Genomic DNA, 15,839 nt, shown 5'->3' with positions numbered 1-15,839 from the left:
AAGGTGCTGCGGTATTGCAGGTACACTTCCTCGCAAATTTTCCAGGAGACATTCACGAGGGTTGTCGCCCAAAGCCAGTTGCAGCGAAATCCTGCATCGACACCGCCGGTGGATCTCTGCTAGCCTGAGACCTGATAAGGGTCACCGAATATCTTCCAAGGACCCTGGCAGGTGAATGGCAGAGGTGCCCACCCCATGAACCCAATCACATCCTTAAGCGAATAACCCAGGAAAATCCCGATCTCGTGAGGAAAGCTCTTCCCTGTAAGGTGAGATTTGAGATCTGAAAGTGTTTTCTCCAAGTTAGTAGGATGCATACCCGGCTTTCAGCAGGATTGTGCCGACACTTTTCAGGGCAAGCAACGACCTTAATGCATCTGAGCGATAGAGGAAAAGGAGGACAGAGTCTCCGCGATCTACCAGTTCCCCGACCTCCAAGCCGCTTTGCTGTAAAATATTGCTGCCATGTTTCTTCCATAGCTCGTAAAGATTTCGTCCACACGGACGCCGCCTGCTTACAACATTCACCAGGTTTGCAGGCTTCGCGCCTTCCAGAACCTCCGCAGCCTCCAGTACGAGGAATGAGAGCAGACAGTCCTGCTCATCAGGGAAGAGTGGCGAGATGTCCTGCCACTCCGGCCTTTGCCGGAGGAGGAGCTTTTAGTCCCGCCGGCTTTGAATGCATTGGCACCATCCGTTTATTGCTGGCAGCGATTGCCAGTATGTTCCTCGAAGACTAATTGGAGGCTAAGTAGGCAGGAGATAGTTGAGGTAGAACCACACCCTCCTGTTCATATATCGAAAACGAATTTGAAAATGTATTTCATTTGTAAAGTGGAAAAATTTTTTTGTCAAGATTTTTTGTTGAGCAGTTCAAGCTACATTTGCAGACACACGTTCCGGAATCGAAGTGAAACAACAGGAAACATCTGCAATTTCGCCTTGTTAAGTTAGTTTACATCTTGACATAGTTCAGAGAAGATGCTAAAAATTGCCAATATTTACACTCTTTCACCGAAAGAGACTCCGCTTGAGCCTCGTTGCTCACGGAGCGCATTTCAGGGATAGCCCCTGATCTTAACGCCCCGGCAGGGATGAAAATTCAGGGAGAGACAGGCGCGCTTTTCGCCTCTTTCCCGGTGACCATCGAGATGGCACATCCTCTCGATCGCTCGACGCAGCATATGGTCGAGCAACAGTTGTCGTAACCTCGGGCAGAGGCGACATAAAATACACCACCAGAGGTGCGTCCTGAATCGGGACTGCGCCTTTTTTATTCTCGGAACATTATAGAACCTGTTTCGGCATCTGCCGGAACGGGTTTTTTTGTACTCAACCCGCGACAAGCCTTATAAGCGGCGGACAACTCATCGCATCCCGATCAGGGAGACGACATCTTCCCTAACGGGACGGTGAACTGTCTTCCGTATCGGGAAAACAACACAAGGAGGCAGTTATGGCCAGCCTGAACAAGGTTCTCCTCATAGGGAACCTCGGAAAAGACCCGGAGATCCGTTACACGGCATCAGGAACCGCGGTCGCAAGTTTTTCTCTGGCGACATCGGAACGCTTCAAGAACAAAGGAGGAGACTGGGAAGAGCGGACCGAGTGGCACAACGTCACCCTCTGGGGACGCTTGGCGGAAATCGCCGGCGAATACCTGGCAAAGGGAAGGACGGTGTACCTCGAAGGAAGGCTCCAGACCAGAAAATGGCAGGACAGGGACGGAAAGGACCGTCTCACCACCGAGATCATCGGGGAAAAGATGCAGATGCTGTCGAAGAAGGATTCAGGGCGCGAAGGCGACCCAGAACCGGACAGCTTCTATCATTCGCCAGGGGGAGACGACATACCCTTCTGAGCCCTGACCATTCGTAACCGCAAAAGACAATGTGCCCGACAGGGGAGACACCAACCCCTGCGGGGTGGTCCGTCTCCTCTGTCCGGGCAGCACCGACAGAAAGGAGATAGACCATGGCATTCAAGAAAGCAGTCAGACAGAGAGCAAAAGCACGTATCGGCATCTGCGGCCCCGCAGGTTCCGGCAAAACGATGTCAGCCCTCAAGCTGGCATTCGGGATCGTCGGACCGGGCGGACGAATCGCATTACTAGATACGGAAAACGAAAGCGCCTCGCTGTATGCTCACCTGGGCGACTATGATGTTGACGTAATCAAGCCCCCCTTCACCGTGGAGAAGTACATAGGCGGCATCAGGGAGGCGGAAAGACTCGGCTACGACCTCCTCATCATCGACTCCCTCTCCCATGCGTGGGCAGGGACCGGTGGAATCCTGGAGTTCGTGGACGCCAAGGCCGAAGGCAAAGGAAACAAGTTTGCCGGATGGCGCGAGGCGACTCCGAAGCACAACTCCCTGGTCGATGCCATGCTGCAGTCACCGATGCATATCATCGCCACGATGCGCAGCAAGACTGAGTACATCCTCGTCGAGGATGAAAAAGGGAAGAAGGTCCCGAAAAAAGTAGGCATGGCGCCGGTTCAAAGGGAAGGCATGGACTACGAGTTTTCGCTCGTGTTCGATGTCGACCAGGAACGGCACATCGCCACCTCCAGCAAGGACCGGACTGAGATCTTCGACGGCTTCTTCGGAAAACTCTCCGAGGAGCACGGAAGATCGATCCGGGAATGGCTGGACTCGGGAGAACCCGTGCAGCAACCTGCCCCGAAACCCGAACAAGGCCAGCCTGCCGGACTGCAGTTCATCAGCCCCGATCAGGTGCTGGAACTGGAAGCGAAGATCAGCGAGGTGGGAGCCGACCGGAAGAAATTCCTCGGTTTCATGGGAGTCAAAAGACTTGAAGAGATTCCCACCGAACGGATGGCCGCTGCAGTAAAGGCCCTCGAAGCGAAAACCAAAAAAGAGGGCACATCATCTAACGTCACCGACATCACCACCGCACTGGCTGCCCGTCGCATTCCTTTCCAGTTGAACGAGGAAGCCGGCGAGGTACATGCCAAGCCTTCGTACCAGGATTCTTCTTCCAAGGAGTTCCTGAAGGCGAAAGGCTTCAAGTGGAATCCCTCCGACAAGGCGTGGGTCTTCAAACAGGCTGCCTGAGCAGTTCGTTCAGACCCATCCGAAGGAGGATTCCACGATGCAACCAACCATCTCCCTGCTGGGGCTGCGCGCCTCGGCAACCATCTTCTGCAATAACCTCATCCTGGATGACGACAGGCTCATCGTTCTGTTGTCGGCATTCGGACCCTCCCAGGAGGTACGGGCGTTCGCCCAGATCCTCTACGACAGGGAGGCTCCTCTTCTGACACTCCCCGACAAAAAGAGTAAACGCGTAGCGGCAGGAGGCAACGTGAGCCTTATCGGCAAGATGGATAACGGCTACACGGGTCTGTATATCCTTCCGGACCGCAAGCGTCGCCTCATAGTCGGGAACAGCCGGGAGGAATGCCTCGGGATTTACTCCCGGATCCTGGACCAGCAACAGTTCGTTCACCGGGACTGGTACCTGCCTCTGTTTGAAATGGCAGAAGAACTTTCCCCGGCGATCGGCAACAAGAAGTGCTACCGGTATATCGCCAATGTTCCCGAGGAGGTAAGAAACCGCATCAAGCACGGCGGGTTCGCCTTCCCTAAGCCGACAGCCAGTCTTACGGTCGAGGTAAAACAGGAACAGCGATAACCAAAGCATCACCATCCACCCCACGGGGCAGGCGGAACACACCACCTCCCCGGCCGGGGAGTCCTCTCTCCGCCTGCTCCCTTTCACGAGGAGCAGACATGGAATTCATTGACAGGGTCAACAACCATTCCCGCGTGAAAGGCAACGAACTGGCGAAGGGGTTCTATCCCACCTTCCCGCGTGACGTGGATCTGGTCAAGAAGGTCGTAAAGATCAGCTTCGGCTGGGACCAGAAAAGCGTTCACGAGAAGATGGTAACACTCTTCGATCCATGCGCCGGCGAAGGGGCATTCCTGTCCGGCATGGTCCGCCATGCAAAGCAGGCCGCCCGCAGCTCAAACGCCAAGAACACAACCGTTGCCTCATTCGCCGTGGAACTGGACGCGGATCGCTTCAAAAAGATCCGTGGCACCGACCACAAAATATACTCATCATTTTTCGACACCACCAACACCGGTTCCTTCGACATCCTTCTCCTCAATCCGCCTTACAACCGAAGCGGCAAAGAACTCGTCTCCTGGGTCGAAAAGGCCGCCCCCATGGTTTCCAAACGTGGGGTCATGGTTCTGATCATTCCGGAATACGAGCTCAAGGGGAAGATGATCGAATTCCTGCGCGGAAGCTTCACCTACCGGTATGCCTACAAATCGGAGGAGTACACGGCATTCAGGCAGGTAGTTATCTTCCTGCGGAAGAGCGACAGCAATGAAGCCACTTCTTACCGCTCCCCCTACTTTCGCAACTACGACAACCTGGACAACAAAGACAAGGACCTGATCCTGACCTACGCCGAGAACCCGACCGTAAACATTGAGGTCGAAGCCGGCAGGCCGAAGACCAGGCCGATGCTCCAGAGCAGGGACCTCTCCGGCTTCTATGGAGAATGCGAAGAGCGGCTGGACAAGGCGATAACAGTGATGCTGGACAAGGAATATCCTGCCAGCTACGACACCAGCATTCAGCCTGCCTCCACCCTCCGCACGGCCCATGCGGTCCAGTTGGCCGCCATGAACTCCCAGATCGAAAGCGTCACCATAAACGGCGTCTTCTACCTGGCCAAATACATGCTCGTCGAAAAGCCTGAGACCTTCGAAGATTACAGCGACGGCACGAAGACGACCACCGTCATTCACAAACCGACCGTAGAAACGTTCCTCATGGACAGGACGGGCGAAGTGAAGCCGGCACGTGAACTGGGTTTTGACTATGTCGAGCTCAACTCACAGCTGTCCACCATCCTCCTCAGGAAGCTCACCACCCTTTACAACCCCCTTCACGAGATCGGCCGGGATGAAGAGTACCTGGCGGACCAACTGATGGAAATCGGCCTGAAGGCCCCCCAGCGGGAGGCGGTGAAGGCCGTCATGAAGGCCTATGCTTCCGGGAGGAAAGGAATAGGCATACGGGCGAACACCGGCACCGGCAAGACCTGGATCGCGAAGGCGGTGAAATACATCACCGGCGCGAAAAGGTCGATCATGGTGACCGAACCGCACCTGGTTTCCCAGATGGTCAAGGAGTACGAGAACGAGGGCTTCGATGTCTTTGTTATCGACTCTTGGGAACGGCTGCGGGAGCTTGCCCGTACCCGCCCGAAAGGGCTCTACCTGATCGCCTACACCCGACTGCGCATGCACCCGGACTTCGTGCCCGTAACTCACACCACCCGGGTGAAAACAAAGGAAGGTATCAAATATACAGAAGCCTGCCTCAACTGCTCAGCCGAGGTGAAGAGGATCTCCAGAGGAAGCAAGGAGCACTGCCCCGTCTGCGGAGATGTCCTCTACACCTATATTCCGGAGAACAAGCGGCCCTACATGCGCTACAAACGCTGGATCGCCGACATCGAACGGAACGGCACGTCACTTGAGGTGAAATCACACAACAAGCAGCTCCCGTACATCCGCTTTCTCAAGCGGATACCCTTCGACCTCGCCATATTCGATGAGGCTCATAACGCGGCCAACCTGATGAGTAACCAGGGGGCCGCGTTCATCCGCCTGGCGGCTTCCGCCAGAAAGGTGCTCTGTCTTACCGCAACCGTCACAAACGGCATGGCGAAGAGCCTCTACAATCTGCTCTGGGGGATCAACCCGGTGCAGATGAGGGAAGCGGGATGGGACATGAAATCCGCCACCGACTTCCAGGCAAAGTACGGCGCGTTCAAGGAGGTCAGGAAAACCGATGAGAGAAACCGCCACCGTGAGTCGGAGAAGGTTGCCACCTACGACACGGCGGGGATCTCACCGGCCGCCCTGGTCTATACCTTGCCGAACTTCATCAATGTCGATTCGGAGGATTTCGACGATCTCCCTCCGGTCGAGCGGGAAATGATCAAATGCACGCCTCATGCGGAAGTCGAAGATTGCATGAGGACAATAGACAAGATAATCGACGACGCTGATCTGCCGATCGAGGACAAGATGCCTTCCGCAAGCGTCAGAACGGCGGCTTTCCTGCGGGTGTCCGACACCTTCAGGCATGCTGACGACGAACTCCGCCTGCGTGGGGAACTACTCGGCACGCTATCGAGACGGCCGGTCGATGAACTGCTCGAGAAGGAACTCGAGCTGGTCAATATCGTCCGGATGGTCGAGAACTGGGGAGAGCGGTTGCTGGTATATACCGGCAATACGCAGAAGATAGATATGCGCGGGCCGCTGGAAAGAATCATTGCCACCAGCATCCCCGGCGTATCCATCGACGTTCTCCCCGATTCGGTTGCACCAAACCGCCTGGTCGCGTGGTTCGAAAAGACCACCGCCCAGATCGTCATCGCCTCATATCACCGGGTGGCGACCGGACTCAACCTTTCCCAGTTCAACAACCTATGCTGGTACGACTATTCCGACAACACCAGGATGGCCGAACAGGGAGAAGGAAGAATCCGGCGCGTCAACACCGCCGACATACACAGAATGATCTATGGGGAAGTCCGTCCCTGCCGTTACTGGTATCTCACCTCTTCGCCAATCCAGGAGGCGCAGTTGGCCTATACCCTGGAAAAGAGAATGATCGCCAAGCTCGCGGAAGGGGAAACACCGGATATCGATCCCGCAGAATGCACCAGCGGCAATCAGTCTTTTTCCGCGCTCATCACCAAGGCGCTCAAGGAAGGGAACATCGACTACCAGGACCCGAGCGCTCTGCTCAAGAAGATGACCCGCTCCGACAACGCCAGAGTGAGAGACGAGAACAAGGCTGTTTCACCCGCACCGGCATCGGCCAAGGTCATACCTTTTCCGCAGCCCGAACCATCACCCTCCCCTGCTCCCGAAACCTTTCAGGTCATCATGTTGGAAAATGGCCGCGAAGTCGAAAGGCATATCCCGGCTGACATGTACCACGAGTACCTGACCGAAGGGATGCTGGAAGTAACCCTTTTCGGCACCTACGTCGTTACCGGGAGGCCCAACAGGCGCAGGCGGGCTTAACCTTATCCACACTCAACGACCCCAACGGGGAGATTACGTCTCCCTTCCAGGGGGTACGTGTCTCCTCTCAGGGTAACCTAAAAGGAGACACACCATGAGAACAGCAACCGTTCCTATCAGATACGCCAACAAAAGAACCTATGTGAAAGCTGAGAAGGCATCCATCGAGATCTCGTGCAAGAACATCATCGCCGGGATCATGGTTGGGACATCCCTTCTGGCCTCTGCATTCATCGCTTACGCCTGCATATAGACAACCATCACCCATTCCCCGACAAGGAGACGAACTCTCCCTCCAGGGGGCGTTTGTCTCCTTCGGGACATTCCACAAGGAGACGACCATGAGTAAACTCGTAGCATTCAACACCCAGGCTCTTCTGCTGCTCGAAGAGAGCAACACCAGGAGCCTTGACGACTTTTCCCGCCCCCGCAACCAGATGGCCACCGCCTCTGAGATTTGCAGCTGTTTCCGCAAGGTGACGTTGAGGATGACGACACCCACAAGGCCGACAGCCAGGGAGCTTCGCCAGAAACGCAGGGGCCACATATTCGAGATCGATCAGGCCGAGCGGTTTTCAGTAATGGGATTCCGGGAAGTATCTCCGGAGGAATTCCCGACCGCCGCGGGGCCCTGTTTCACGCGCCAGCTTGTTCTTGAGCATCCTGATCACCCGATAGGCGCGCATCTCGACTTTGCAATCAAGCACAAAGACGGCTCTCTCCATATCGTCGAATGCAAGACGACCGACGGGATACCCGTTGAACCATACGGCAACTGGATCGGCCAGCTCCATATCCAGCTTGGACTCATGGCGGTCGGATTCCCTGGTGTCGAAATCAGGGGTAGCATTCTGGCCGCGGACCTCAGCGTCGGCGAGGAACAGGAGTTCAACTCCTTTTCTCCGGACATGACCCTTTTCGAATTCTATGTCGAGAAGGGGCTGGAGCTGGTCGAGGCAAAGGCGGGGAGGATACCGGCTGCAACCATGCCGGGGATTCTTTGCGGCTATTGTCCCTATCGTGGCGGTTGCTCATCCCACAAGGACGAGCAGGTCCCGGTGGAGATCACTGAACGGGTTGTCGAGTATGAAAACCTCGACCGCCAGAAAAAGGACCTCGAAAAGCGGATGGACCCGATGAAGAACGAGCTGATTGCATTCTTCGGCAGGTCCTTCCATGGGATCACGGATGACGGCATCGCGGTGGCGACCACCACGGTAGCCGCATCCGAATATGCCGACTCGAAGAAAGTGAAGAAAGATTATCCGGACGTGTTCGAGGCCTGCAAGAAAACAAAAGCTGCCTACACGAAACTGGAAGTGAAAAAACTGCCACCGGCGCCGCTTGCCAAAGCGGCCTGAAAACTCACCCCACAGGGGGCGTATACGCTCCCGACAAGGGGACTGCTCCTTTCACGGGAGACGTATATCCGCTCCCGGAAAGGACAATACTATGAGACAGCAAACCGAACAACTCAGAGATCAAAGAGCACCTGTTGCTTCAACAGTAAAGGCCACGGACGACACTGGAGAACTGATTGCTACCATCGCAGCTGCGGTTGCCCTGGTGATAATCATTGCTTTCGGCTTGGTCATGGCCGAGATCCTGACGGCGCCGAAGTTCGTGGCACCGGTAATGAGCGAGGAGGCATGGAATGGTGTCATCTCAGATAATTAAGGATGTTATGGCGGCACTCCTCAAGCATTACCGTATCAATGCAAGCGACGAGAAGGTATTTGTGCTGCGCATCGACCCGGTAGCACTGAAAAACCAGCGGACACTGCTGACCCTGCTTCTTGTGAGCGAAGGGAAGAACAGTTCCCTGGATCTGGAGGCGCTCGAAGGCATACGCACCCTGCTTGAAAATATCGCAAGGCAGGCGCACGAATGGTATGGCATGAACACCCTGTTTCTCAACGAGAAACAGAAAAAGCCATAGCACTGACAGAAAACCATACCAGGAGATCAACAGCTCTCAGGGGGCGGACCTTCTCCCCCGGGGGAGTGGTCCGCCTCTAAAAAGGAGACAGGCCACAATGAAGAAACCCATAACCGAAATATTCGACATCCAGGCACCCGCCACGATAACCGTCGATATCCGCGACAACGGAAAACACCCGATGATCCCCCGGACAAACCAGGACTACGTATTCCGAAGGGACATTCTTTCGGACATCCTGGCGTGGATACGGGGAGCTGCGGGCACAGATCCTCTCTACGTCGTCGGTCCAACCGGATCAGGAAAATCGTCGATCATCACCCAGATCGCCGCCCGGCTCAACATCCCCCTCTATGTGGTCTCGTGCCACGAAAGGATGGAGATGCCGGAACTGTTCGGACGCTTCGTCGTCCGCAGCGGCACCATGGAGTGGGTAGACGGCCCCTTCATCCAAGGCCTCAAGGACCCGGCCGGAGCGTGGATACTGCTGGACGAGGCGGACACTCTCGATCCCGGCACCTTCGTCGGGCTCAACGCCGTCAACGAAGGCCGAACAATCATGGTCCCGGAAACTGGGGAAAGCATCGATCCCTTGCGCTACGGCGCGAGAATAATCTTTGCCGGTAACACCGCCGGCCACGGCGATGCGACCGGGCTCTATCAATCGACGAAACGCCAGAACCTCGCCTCAATGGGAAGGTTCATGATGCTGGAGGTCGGTTATGCCGATCCTGCGGAGGAGAACCTCGCCCTTGAAAAAGCGGTCCCGGAAGTCCCCTCCCCTATCCGGCAGAAAATGGTGGAAGTGGCCAACAAGGTCCGCGACCTCTTCGTAAGCGGCGAGATCGAGGTCACCTTCTGCACCCGGACCCTCATAAGGTGGGCGCAGCTGGCCACATTTTTCAAAGCCAAACCGGGAGTAAACCCCATCGTCTATGCTCTCGACCGGGCGCTCGGCTTTCGGGCCGAACCTCAGTCCCGCCAGGCTCTACACGAGCTGGTGCAGCGCATCATCGCATAGGAGGCGGTCATGTTCGTTCCCGGCAACGCACACTACGGCATCTGGATGAGGGCTCCCTCCTCCAGCGGCGGCAAGGACTGGCTCGGATTCCTCACCGACAGAGAAGTCATCAGTCAGTGGGGAAAGACCGGTCAGGTGAACCAGAGCAAGGTTATCGGACCGGCACCCTCCCGAACGTTTCTCGATCAAAAAATCGAGGAAAAGAAGGCAAAGGGCTATAGGGTGCTCGGGGAATGGTTCCCCGGCACCGGCTGGTCACATCTGATTCGCAATGCACCGCCGCCTGATCCACCACCGAACACTCGTCCGTCAGACACCACTCCCCCTTTGAGCCGACAGGTAATAACGGAGTGGCTGTCCGACCGGAACAGCGATCAATGGTTCTAACACCCATCAACGGGGGAGACAAAACATCCCCCTGGGGTGGTGCGTCTCCCTCTTCTACTTCAAGGAGACGAAATGAACATACTCGACAACATATCCATCCTCGTACTGTCGGTTTCGCTCTGGACGGGGCGCAAGAAGCTCCGTCAGGAGGATCTGAAACTGGCTGACGGCAGCGAACTCCCACCCCAGAAACTCGCTTCACTCGGAAGCAAACGGGTCATGGACCCGGCAGCGCTTGCGCCTTTTGCGACATTCAAGAGGCGGGCGGAACGGGCTGTTCTGTCCGTAGGCACCCGGTTTCTCAGCGGGTACGCGGTACCCGTGGAGAAGCTCGACGGCCTCATGGCGGAACTGGATCTGATCAAGAAGGAATACGAAGCAGCCAAGACTGAATTCCTGTCTGAGTACGACAAGACGGTTCAGGATTGGAAAGAACAGAACCCCGGCTGGGAAGAAGTGATCGCCCGGGCGGTGGAACCCGCTGAGTACGTCGGTGGGCAGCTTGCCTTCAAGGTTCAGACTTTCAACATCAACCCGGTCGAAGGTCATGAAACCGGTCTTGAGACTGAGATAAACGGCCTGGCCGATCAGCTCCGTCACGAGGTCCGGCAGCAGGCCCAAAGGACCTGGGACGACTCCTTCCGTGGGAAACTGGAGGTCGGCCAGAAAACGGTGCGGCCGGTCAGGGCGATGCTCGACAAGATCGAAGGTCTGGTCTTTCTCGAGCCCGGCCTGAACGAGCTGGTCACCGGCATCAGGTCAACCCTCGCCACCCTTCCGAAGGCCGGACCAATAAAAGGGGCGGATTTCGCCGCATTATGCGGGGCAATCCATCTCCTCGGCAACATCCCGGAGGCCCGCGATATTGCGGAACATCTCCCCGTCGAGGAAGCACCTGAGGAAGTGCCGGCGGAAGAACTGGAAACCTCGGAGGAGTCTACAGAGATCGAGATAATACCTGACCTTCCCTATGTGCCCCAGTTTGAAGAGGCGCCTACGGAATGGTTCTGAGGGAAAGACTATGCCATCAAAACTATCCACCGTCATCGGAGGACTACGGATCGCTTTGCAGGCCCTCGGATCAAGAATGGGCGTTACCCTGCGTATCGAGGGAGATCAGGCCTACACCAACGGACAGGAAATCATCATTCCAACACTTCCTCCCGACGATCTCAGGGCCGCAACACTTGCCCGCGGTTACGTCGACCACGAGGCTGCTCACGTTCGCCATTCCGACTTCGGAAGAGACATGGGAACGTGGGGGGAACTCATCGAGGAAGTCTACATCGAGAAGAAGCAGTGCGAAGAGTTTCCCGGGTGTGCGGTGAATCTCCGTGAACTGGTCGCCATCCTGAGAAACCAGAACGACAACTTCAGGGGCACCAAAAGCCAGCCCATGTCGCTTCTCACCAGCTGGCTCATTTGCCGGGGCCGCGCGGATGTCCTCGGACAGCCGCTCGCGGACATAGCAAAGGAAATGGAGAAATGGAGCAGGGAAAGCTTCGGCGATCCCTTCTGCGATCAGTTCGCAGGATGCCTCGCAAGAATCGGCTCCTGCGATTCCCTTTCCGACTGTGTCGATCTCGGCAAAGAGATCGAAGCCCTGATCAGAAACAGAAAACACGGCATCGAGAAACTCAAGGATGCAGACGCCGGCAAGGCAACGCAGAAAGTGAACTTGGGCCAGATGGTGGCCGACATGCTCGGCAAGGAACACCAGAAGGCAGCCTGTTTCGGGACGCTGGAAGAAGTCCCCGACACCTCCCCAGCGGGGGACAAGGGGGGCAGCGGTCCCGGAGACAGGCAAAGGATCGAGGGTGAGATGGGTTTCGACTATGCCCGCCGCAAGACAAGCAGAATGCGAAGCCAGCTAGCCGGACTCCTTCAGGCCGTCCGACTGCAACAGTACAACGCAAAAAGAGGAGGCTACCGCATCGACAGCCGGTCGGTACATCGCGTCGCCTGCCGGACTCCCGACACTCGGGTATTTCAGGCCCGCCGGGAGAGGCAGGACGACAACACGGCCATTGTGCTGCTCACCGACCGTTCCGGCTCCATGAATCCTGAGAAGATGAGTGTGGCGCTGCAGGCAACCTTCGTTACTGCGGAGGCGCTTGAACTTCTGCCGGGAGTAACCTGCGCCGCCGGTGCCTTCCCCTGGGGGAGAAACGTGCTGATGCTGAAGGACTTTGGCTCAAAGCCGAAGGCCGGATGCTTCAGCATCGGCTCCAGCGGAGGAACACCGATGGCGGAGGCCCTTCTATGGGCAGGAATGCTTCTCACCCATCGTCCGGAACGCCGGAAGATCGTCATCGCCATGACCGACGGCCAACCCGACAGCATCGACAACACAAAAAGAGCGGTGAAAAGGCTCGTGTCGTGCGGCATCGAGGTGTACGGAATCGGCATCCTCGACGGCTCGATCACGGGCTGGCTCAAAGAATCATCGGTCATCAAGCAGATAGAAGAGCTGCCTGCCGCACTGATCGGTCTGCTCAAAGAGGCACTCATCACTAAACGCAAGTCAGTCTGACACCTCTTCACCCCGCCCATACCGGGAGTCCCAACCGACACTCCCGTATGGGGAGGAGTGTCTTCAAGGAGGTTCAGAGTGAAAAAGAACAAAGTAACCATAAATACCGACTACTTCGGACCCGGCAACGGTCTGTACGTCATCCATTTCGAGGAAGGATGCAGCACCCTCGGTTTCGATCGGGTGATGGAACTGGGCAACCTGCTTGCCGCAGAGCTTGACCGCTGGGACCTGACTCCGCTGCCGAAAGAACGGGGGACGATGGCAGCTTACGAGAAATACCGGCTGCTGTCGGATCTTGAAACATCAGCAGACCGGCTACCGCTCGAAGGCTGAACTCACGCCCCAGCTCATCGGCCTTGAAGGAAAGAGGGTCGAAGTGGTGGACTGCTACGGCGGGAAGAGGCGCTTCTGGGTCGGCAGATCGACCGGGTGGATTCCGTGTCATCTGGAGATAGACACCAGGAGATCATCGGGTGGACCGGCCGTAACAGGCGCTCCATTCAGGTCGGTCAGAGTGTTCTGAAAGATCGTCATCCACTACCATCCATTACCCTTCGGGGGGCACAGTCCCCTCGGGGGCATTCGTGCCTTCCGGAAAGGAGCAATCGAATGTCCCGCTACCCCAAAAATCTCTTCGGAGAGGAAGTCCTCCCGGAGACAAAGAAAATAACTATCCGCGCAATCGAAGCCAGGTTCAGGAAAGAGGTGGTGCGCGAAGACGCCCCGGATTGGCTCTCGATGCGGTTCACGTCTGCAAGACAGGTCTTCGAGATGTTCATGAATCTCCGTCACGAGGCCAAGGAGCACTTCATCGCCCTGCATCTGGACGGCAAGAACAGAATCGCCTGCCTCGACAGGGTGTCGATAGGTTCCTTGAACCAATGCGTCGTTCACCCACGGGAGGTCTTCAAGACCGCCTGTCTTTCCAATGCCGCCGCGATCCTCCTCATCCACAACCACCCTTCCGGCGACCCGACACCATCACGCGAGGACATGGAGATCACCCGCCGTCTCACTGAAGCGGGCGAACTCCTTGGAATCAAGGTGCTGGATCACATCATCATCGGGGACAGCTATACAAGCTTCGCGGAACAGGGCCTTATCTAAAGCCCTGTCCGACCACAACAGAGAGGACCAACATGAAAAAGGAACATGAAGACATCAAGCCTTTCACGAAAAAACTCATCCTGCCCGTATTCGACAACAACGATTTCTTTGAGGGAGCAGATTACGCAATAGTTGAACTTTCCGCCGGTATGATCGAGCGGATCAGGAAGCTCGCCGAAGCCGTCCGCAACTTGGACGTCTACAGGATTTCCGAGTTCAACTATGCCTGTGATTTCAGGAACGCTGACTATGAGCAATGGGAATGCGGGAAGGTACCTCTGAAGGAATACCCGAAACCGGCGGAATGCAACCTTCTCAACGTCACCGATACCGGCTTCTACTGGTCCGGCCTTTACAAGAACACCGAGGTTCGGTGGTCTACCGACACGGTCCTCCTTACCACTCTTGATGACGTCGGCGATTACGACCAGCGTGAGGAGTATCCGGACGATGAGCAGATTGCGATGGGGGTGTGAAATGAGCACGTTTAGAGCAATGTCCGGTGAGCCCACCAACGAGGAACGCGCCGGACGAATTGATACGGTGATGCAGGCGTACTGCCTCACCCTTGAAGGATGCGATTTCGATGGCGACGAAGATGACGTCAAGGATCTGCTCACCGACCTGATGCACTTCTGTGAGCGGATGGAGATCGACTTCGAGGACAATCTCCGCGTCGCCCGGAACAATTACGAAAACGAAAGGGAGTATTCCCATTACGCGGGAGAGGAGAAAGAACATGGCAATTAAACTTTTGCAGGAACTGATAGAGACTTTCCCGCAGGCCGATCCGGACAGCGGATTCTACGGCGAGGAAATCAACGGCTGTGAAGCGGTCAACTTCCTCTCCGAGTTCATGCCCGATGTCCGAAAGTGCCTCGACGGACACCAAGGTTCGACAGCCACCGGCCATTATGCGGGTTTCGAGTCTGCCGGGATCGGGCTTGCCGCTGTCATGGATCAGCTGGATCAGAGAGGATGGTAGGCAAGAATGAGCGGAGGAAACTATGAGCCCCAAAAACCCACGTCCCGTCGCCGCACCGGGATTTACCATTCAACGGCGGTCACATTGCGGCAAGCTCTTTGTGACTGTGACCACCATGGACGGAAAACCTTTCGAGGTCTTCATCCGCTTCGGCAAGGCCGGGGGCTGCGGCTCCGCCATGGCCGACGGCATTGCACGGCTCGTCTCCTACGGACTTCGGTCCGGACTGGAGGCAAAGGATGCGGTGAAGGCACTGTACGGGATTTCCTGTCATCATGGGCCGAAGACCTGCCTCCATGAGGTGGCGTCAGCCATGCGACTGGTGATGAATCACTTGGCGACTGGGAAAGACATCAACAGTCTGATCGAGGATGAGGATTTCGCGGAAGCAAATACGATGGAGGTTCCACCATGAACACGATAGAGGGGAGCATCAAGATGAACGTTATAAAGATGGGTTCGATGGTGGCTGCGACGCTTTTTGTAGCCGGCTGCAGTCACAGCCAATGGGCAAAGGTGGAACTTGCGACGCAGGGAGCTTCCTGGTTGAACCCTGTAGCCACGGTGGTTCATATGACCGCCAGCGCCGGCAGGGCCCTGACCGATCCTCAGGACGAGTTGCGGGATAAAGTGCAGCAACGGGAAGAGGAACGGAAAAAGGAGTCGTCACCGGAAAAGTCGCAGCCGGGTCCACCACAGACCGAGACGAAGTAACGGTAAAAAGAGCGGGTTAGCCTGGCTCTTTTCATGCGGGGAGCGGCGCTTAGTGCGC

The 15,839-nt window shown here is 56.3% G+C and carries 22 protein-coding genes; 20 read left to right on the top strand and 2 right to left on the bottom strand.

Annotated features, from left to right (window positions below; translation table 11 throughout):
* Nucleotides 1-119 precede the first annotated feature (119 nt).
* Both CFB04_RS18390 and CFB04_RS18385 read right to left on the bottom strand, forming a co-directional pair.
* Complete coding sequence (locus CFB04_RS18390) at nt 120-317, bottom strand: DUF3793 family protein (RefSeq protein WP_255396957.1); 198 nt, start codon at nt 315-317, stop codon at nt 120-122.
* Nucleotides 304-573, bottom strand: coding sequence for a DUF3793 family protein (locus CFB04_RS18385; RefSeq protein ID WP_255396966.1), 270 nt, complete (start codon nt 571-573; stop codon nt 304-306). Before CFB04_RS18385 ends, CFB04_RS18390 begins: the two co-directional genes overlap by 14 nt.
* A gap of 883 nt (nt 574-1,456) precedes the next feature.
* Here CFB04_RS18385 and CFB04_RS04460 point away from each other — a divergent pair.
* From CFB04_RS04460 to CFB04_RS04375, 20 genes are all read left to right on the top strand, one after another.
* The gene (locus tag CFB04_RS04460) at nt 1,457-1,861 is read left to right on the top strand and encodes a single-stranded DNA-binding protein (protein ID WP_088534157.1); all 405 of its coding nucleotides are present in this window, start codon (nt 1,457-1,459) and stop codon (nt 1,859-1,861) included.
* A gap of 113 nt (nt 1,862-1,974) precedes the next feature.
* A complete protein-coding gene (locus CFB04_RS04455) occupies nt 1,975-3,078 on the top strand; it encodes an ATP-binding protein (protein WP_088534156.1) in 1,104 nt (367 codons plus the stop codon).
* Nucleotides 3,079-3,115: 37 nt separating this feature from the next.
* Complete coding sequence (locus tag CFB04_RS04450; protein WP_088534155.1) at nt 3,116-3,658, top strand: hypothetical protein; 543 nt, start codon at nt 3,116-3,118, stop codon at nt 3,656-3,658.
* A gap of 98 nt (nt 3,659-3,756) precedes the next feature.
* Nucleotides 3,757-7,092, top strand: coding sequence for a DEAD/DEAH box helicase family protein (locus tag CFB04_RS04445; RefSeq protein WP_088534154.1), 3,336 nt, complete (start codon nt 3,757-3,759; stop codon nt 7,090-7,092).
* Nucleotides 7,093-7,186: 94 nt separating this feature from the next.
* The gene (locus CFB04_RS17820) at nt 7,187-7,345 is read left to right on the top strand and encodes a hypothetical protein (protein ID WP_157698716.1); all 159 of its coding nucleotides are present in this window, start codon (nt 7,187-7,189) and stop codon (nt 7,343-7,345) included.
* A gap of 88 nt (nt 7,346-7,433) precedes the next feature.
* Nucleotides 7,434-8,453: a hypothetical protein gene (locus CFB04_RS04440; RefSeq protein ID WP_088534153.1), complete on the top strand. Its 1,020-nt coding sequence runs from the start codon at nt 7,434-7,436 to the stop codon at nt 8,451-8,453.
* A gap of 91 nt (nt 8,454-8,544) precedes the next feature.
* Nucleotides 8,545-8,769 carry a hypothetical protein gene (locus CFB04_RS04435; protein ID WP_088534152.1) on the top strand — a complete coding sequence of 75 codons (225 nt, stop codon included), beginning with the start codon at nt 8,545-8,547 and terminating at the stop codon, nt 8,767-8,769.
* A complete protein-coding gene (locus CFB04_RS04430) occupies nt 8,747-9,031 on the top strand; it encodes a hypothetical protein (protein WP_157698715.1) in 285 nt (94 codons plus the stop codon). The genes CFB04_RS04435 and CFB04_RS04430 overlap by 23 nt, the downstream gene beginning before the upstream one ends.
* Nucleotides 9,032-9,128: 97 nt before the next feature.
* Nucleotides 9,129-10,052 carry an AAA family ATPase gene (locus CFB04_RS04425; RefSeq protein ID WP_088534150.1) on the top strand — a complete coding sequence of 308 codons (924 nt, stop codon included), beginning with the start codon at nt 9,129-9,131 and terminating at the stop codon, nt 10,050-10,052.
* Between the two features lie 9 nt (nt 10,053-10,061).
* Nucleotides 10,062-10,439, top strand: coding sequence for a hypothetical protein (locus CFB04_RS04420; RefSeq protein ID WP_088534149.1), 378 nt, complete (start codon nt 10,062-10,064; stop codon nt 10,437-10,439).
* A gap of 72 nt (nt 10,440-10,511) precedes the next feature.
* On the top strand, nt 10,512-11,450 hold the full coding sequence (locus CFB04_RS04415; RefSeq protein ID WP_088534148.1) for a DUF3150 domain-containing protein: 939 nt from the start codon (nt 10,512-10,514) through the stop codon (nt 11,448-11,450).
* 10 nt (nt 11,451-11,460) lie between these two features.
* Nucleotides 11,461-12,972, top strand: coding sequence for a hypothetical protein (locus CFB04_RS04410; protein WP_088534147.1), 1,512 nt, complete (start codon nt 11,461-11,463; stop codon nt 12,970-12,972).
* A 78-nt stretch (nt 12,973-13,050) separates the two neighbouring features.
* Complete coding sequence (locus CFB04_RS04405) at nt 13,051-13,308, top strand: hypothetical protein (RefSeq protein ID WP_088534146.1); 258 nt, start codon at nt 13,051-13,053, stop codon at nt 13,306-13,308.
* Entirely contained in the window at nt 13,271-13,498 is a 228-nt protein-coding gene (locus CFB04_RS17815) for a hypothetical protein (RefSeq protein WP_157698714.1), read from the top strand. Before CFB04_RS04405 ends, CFB04_RS17815 begins: the two co-directional genes overlap by 38 nt.
* 86 nt (nt 13,499-13,584) lie before the next feature.
* Nucleotides 13,585-14,082 (top strand): DNA repair protein RadC, encoded by a 498-nt coding sequence (radC, locus tag CFB04_RS04400; protein ID WP_088534145.1) that lies wholly within the window; start codon nt 13,585-13,587, stop codon nt 14,080-14,082.
* A gap of 32 nt (nt 14,083-14,114) precedes the next feature.
* On the top strand, nt 14,115-14,558 hold the full coding sequence (locus tag CFB04_RS04395) for a hypothetical protein (RefSeq protein ID WP_088534144.1): 444 nt from the start codon (nt 14,115-14,117) through the stop codon (nt 14,556-14,558).
* 1 nt (nt 14,559) lies between these two features.
* Nucleotides 14,560-14,832 (top strand): hypothetical protein, encoded by a 273-nt coding sequence (locus tag CFB04_RS04390; RefSeq protein WP_231934368.1) that lies wholly within the window; start codon nt 14,560-14,562, stop codon nt 14,830-14,832.
* A complete protein-coding gene (locus CFB04_RS04385) occupies nt 14,822-15,067 on the top strand; it encodes a hypothetical protein (RefSeq protein WP_088534143.1) in 246 nt (81 codons plus the stop codon). Before CFB04_RS04390 ends, CFB04_RS04385 begins: the two co-directional genes overlap by 11 nt.
* A gap of 22 nt (nt 15,068-15,089) precedes the next feature.
* Complete coding sequence (locus tag CFB04_RS04380; protein ID WP_088534142.1) at nt 15,090-15,482, top strand: TSCPD domain-containing protein; 393 nt, start codon at nt 15,090-15,092, stop codon at nt 15,480-15,482.
* Nucleotides 15,479-15,781, top strand: a complete 303-nt coding sequence (locus tag CFB04_RS04375) for a hypothetical protein (protein ID WP_088534141.1) — start codon at nt 15,479-15,481, stop codon at nt 15,779-15,781. The genes CFB04_RS04380 and CFB04_RS04375 overlap by 4 nt, the downstream gene beginning before the upstream one ends.
* Nucleotides 15,782-15,839: the final 58 nt, after the last annotated feature.

This window comes from Geobacter sp. DSM 9736 (assembly GCF_900187405.1).
GTDB lineage: Bacteria > Desulfobacterota > Desulfuromonadia > Geobacterales > Geobacteraceae > DSM-9736.
Note: the sequence above shows the minus strand (reverse complement) of the source record. Positions and strands in the feature narration are given on the sequence as shown.

Coding starts and splice junctions, on each gene's coding strand:
- CFB04_RS18390 (WP_255396957.1), bottom strand. CDS start 317: ATGCATCCTACTAACTTGGAGAAAACACTTTCAGATCTCAAATCTCAC.
- CFB04_RS04460 (WP_088534157.1), top strand. CDS start 1,457: ATGGCCAGCCTGAACAAGGTTCTCCTCATAGGGAACCTCGGAAAAGAC.
- CFB04_RS04455 (WP_088534156.1), top strand. CDS start 1,975: ATGGCATTCAAGAAAGCAGTCAGACAGAGAGCAAAAGCACGTATCGGC.
- CFB04_RS04450 (WP_088534155.1), top strand. CDS start 3,116: ATGCAACCAACCATCTCCCTGCTGGGGCTGCGCGCCTCGGCAACCATC.
- CFB04_RS04445 (WP_088534154.1), top strand. CDS start 3,757: ATGGAATTCATTGACAGGGTCAACAACCATTCCCGCGTGAAAGGCAAC.
- CFB04_RS17820 (WP_157698716.1), top strand. CDS start 7,187: ATGAGAACAGCAACCGTTCCTATCAGATACGCCAACAAAAGAACCTAT.
- CFB04_RS04440 (WP_088534153.1), top strand. CDS start 7,434: ATGAGTAAACTCGTAGCATTCAACACCCAGGCTCTTCTGCTGCTCGAA.
- CFB04_RS04435 (WP_088534152.1), top strand. CDS start 8,545: ATGAGACAGCAAACCGAACAACTCAGAGATCAAAGAGCACCTGTTGCT.
- CFB04_RS04430 (WP_157698715.1), top strand. CDS start 8,747: ATGGTGTCATCTCAGATAATTAAGGATGTTATGGCGGCACTCCTCAAG.
- CFB04_RS04425 (WP_088534150.1), top strand. CDS start 9,129: ATGAAGAAACCCATAACCGAAATATTCGACATCCAGGCACCCGCCACG.
- CFB04_RS04420 (WP_088534149.1), top strand. CDS start 10,062: ATGTTCGTTCCCGGCAACGCACACTACGGCATCTGGATGAGGGCTCCC.
- CFB04_RS04415 (WP_088534148.1), top strand. CDS start 10,512: ATGAACATACTCGACAACATATCCATCCTCGTACTGTCGGTTTCGCTC.
- CFB04_RS04410 (WP_088534147.1), top strand. CDS start 11,461: ATGCCATCAAAACTATCCACCGTCATCGGAGGACTACGGATCGCTTTG.
- radC (WP_088534145.1), top strand. CDS start 13,585: ATGTCCCGCTACCCCAAAAATCTCTTCGGAGAGGAAGTCCTCCCGGAG.
- CFB04_RS04395 (WP_088534144.1), top strand. CDS start 14,115: ATGAAAAAGGAACATGAAGACATCAAGCCTTTCACGAAAAAACTCATC.
- CFB04_RS04390 (WP_231934368.1), top strand. CDS start 14,560: ATGAGCACGTTTAGAGCAATGTCCGGTGAGCCCACCAACGAGGAACGC.
- CFB04_RS04385 (WP_088534143.1), top strand. CDS start 14,822: ATGGCAATTAAACTTTTGCAGGAACTGATAGAGACTTTCCCGCAGGCC.
- CFB04_RS04380 (WP_088534142.1), top strand. CDS start 15,090: ATGAGCCCCAAAAACCCACGTCCCGTCGCCGCACCGGGATTTACCATT.
- CFB04_RS04375 (WP_088534141.1), top strand. CDS start 15,479: ATGAACACGATAGAGGGGAGCATCAAGATGAACGTTATAAAGATGGGT.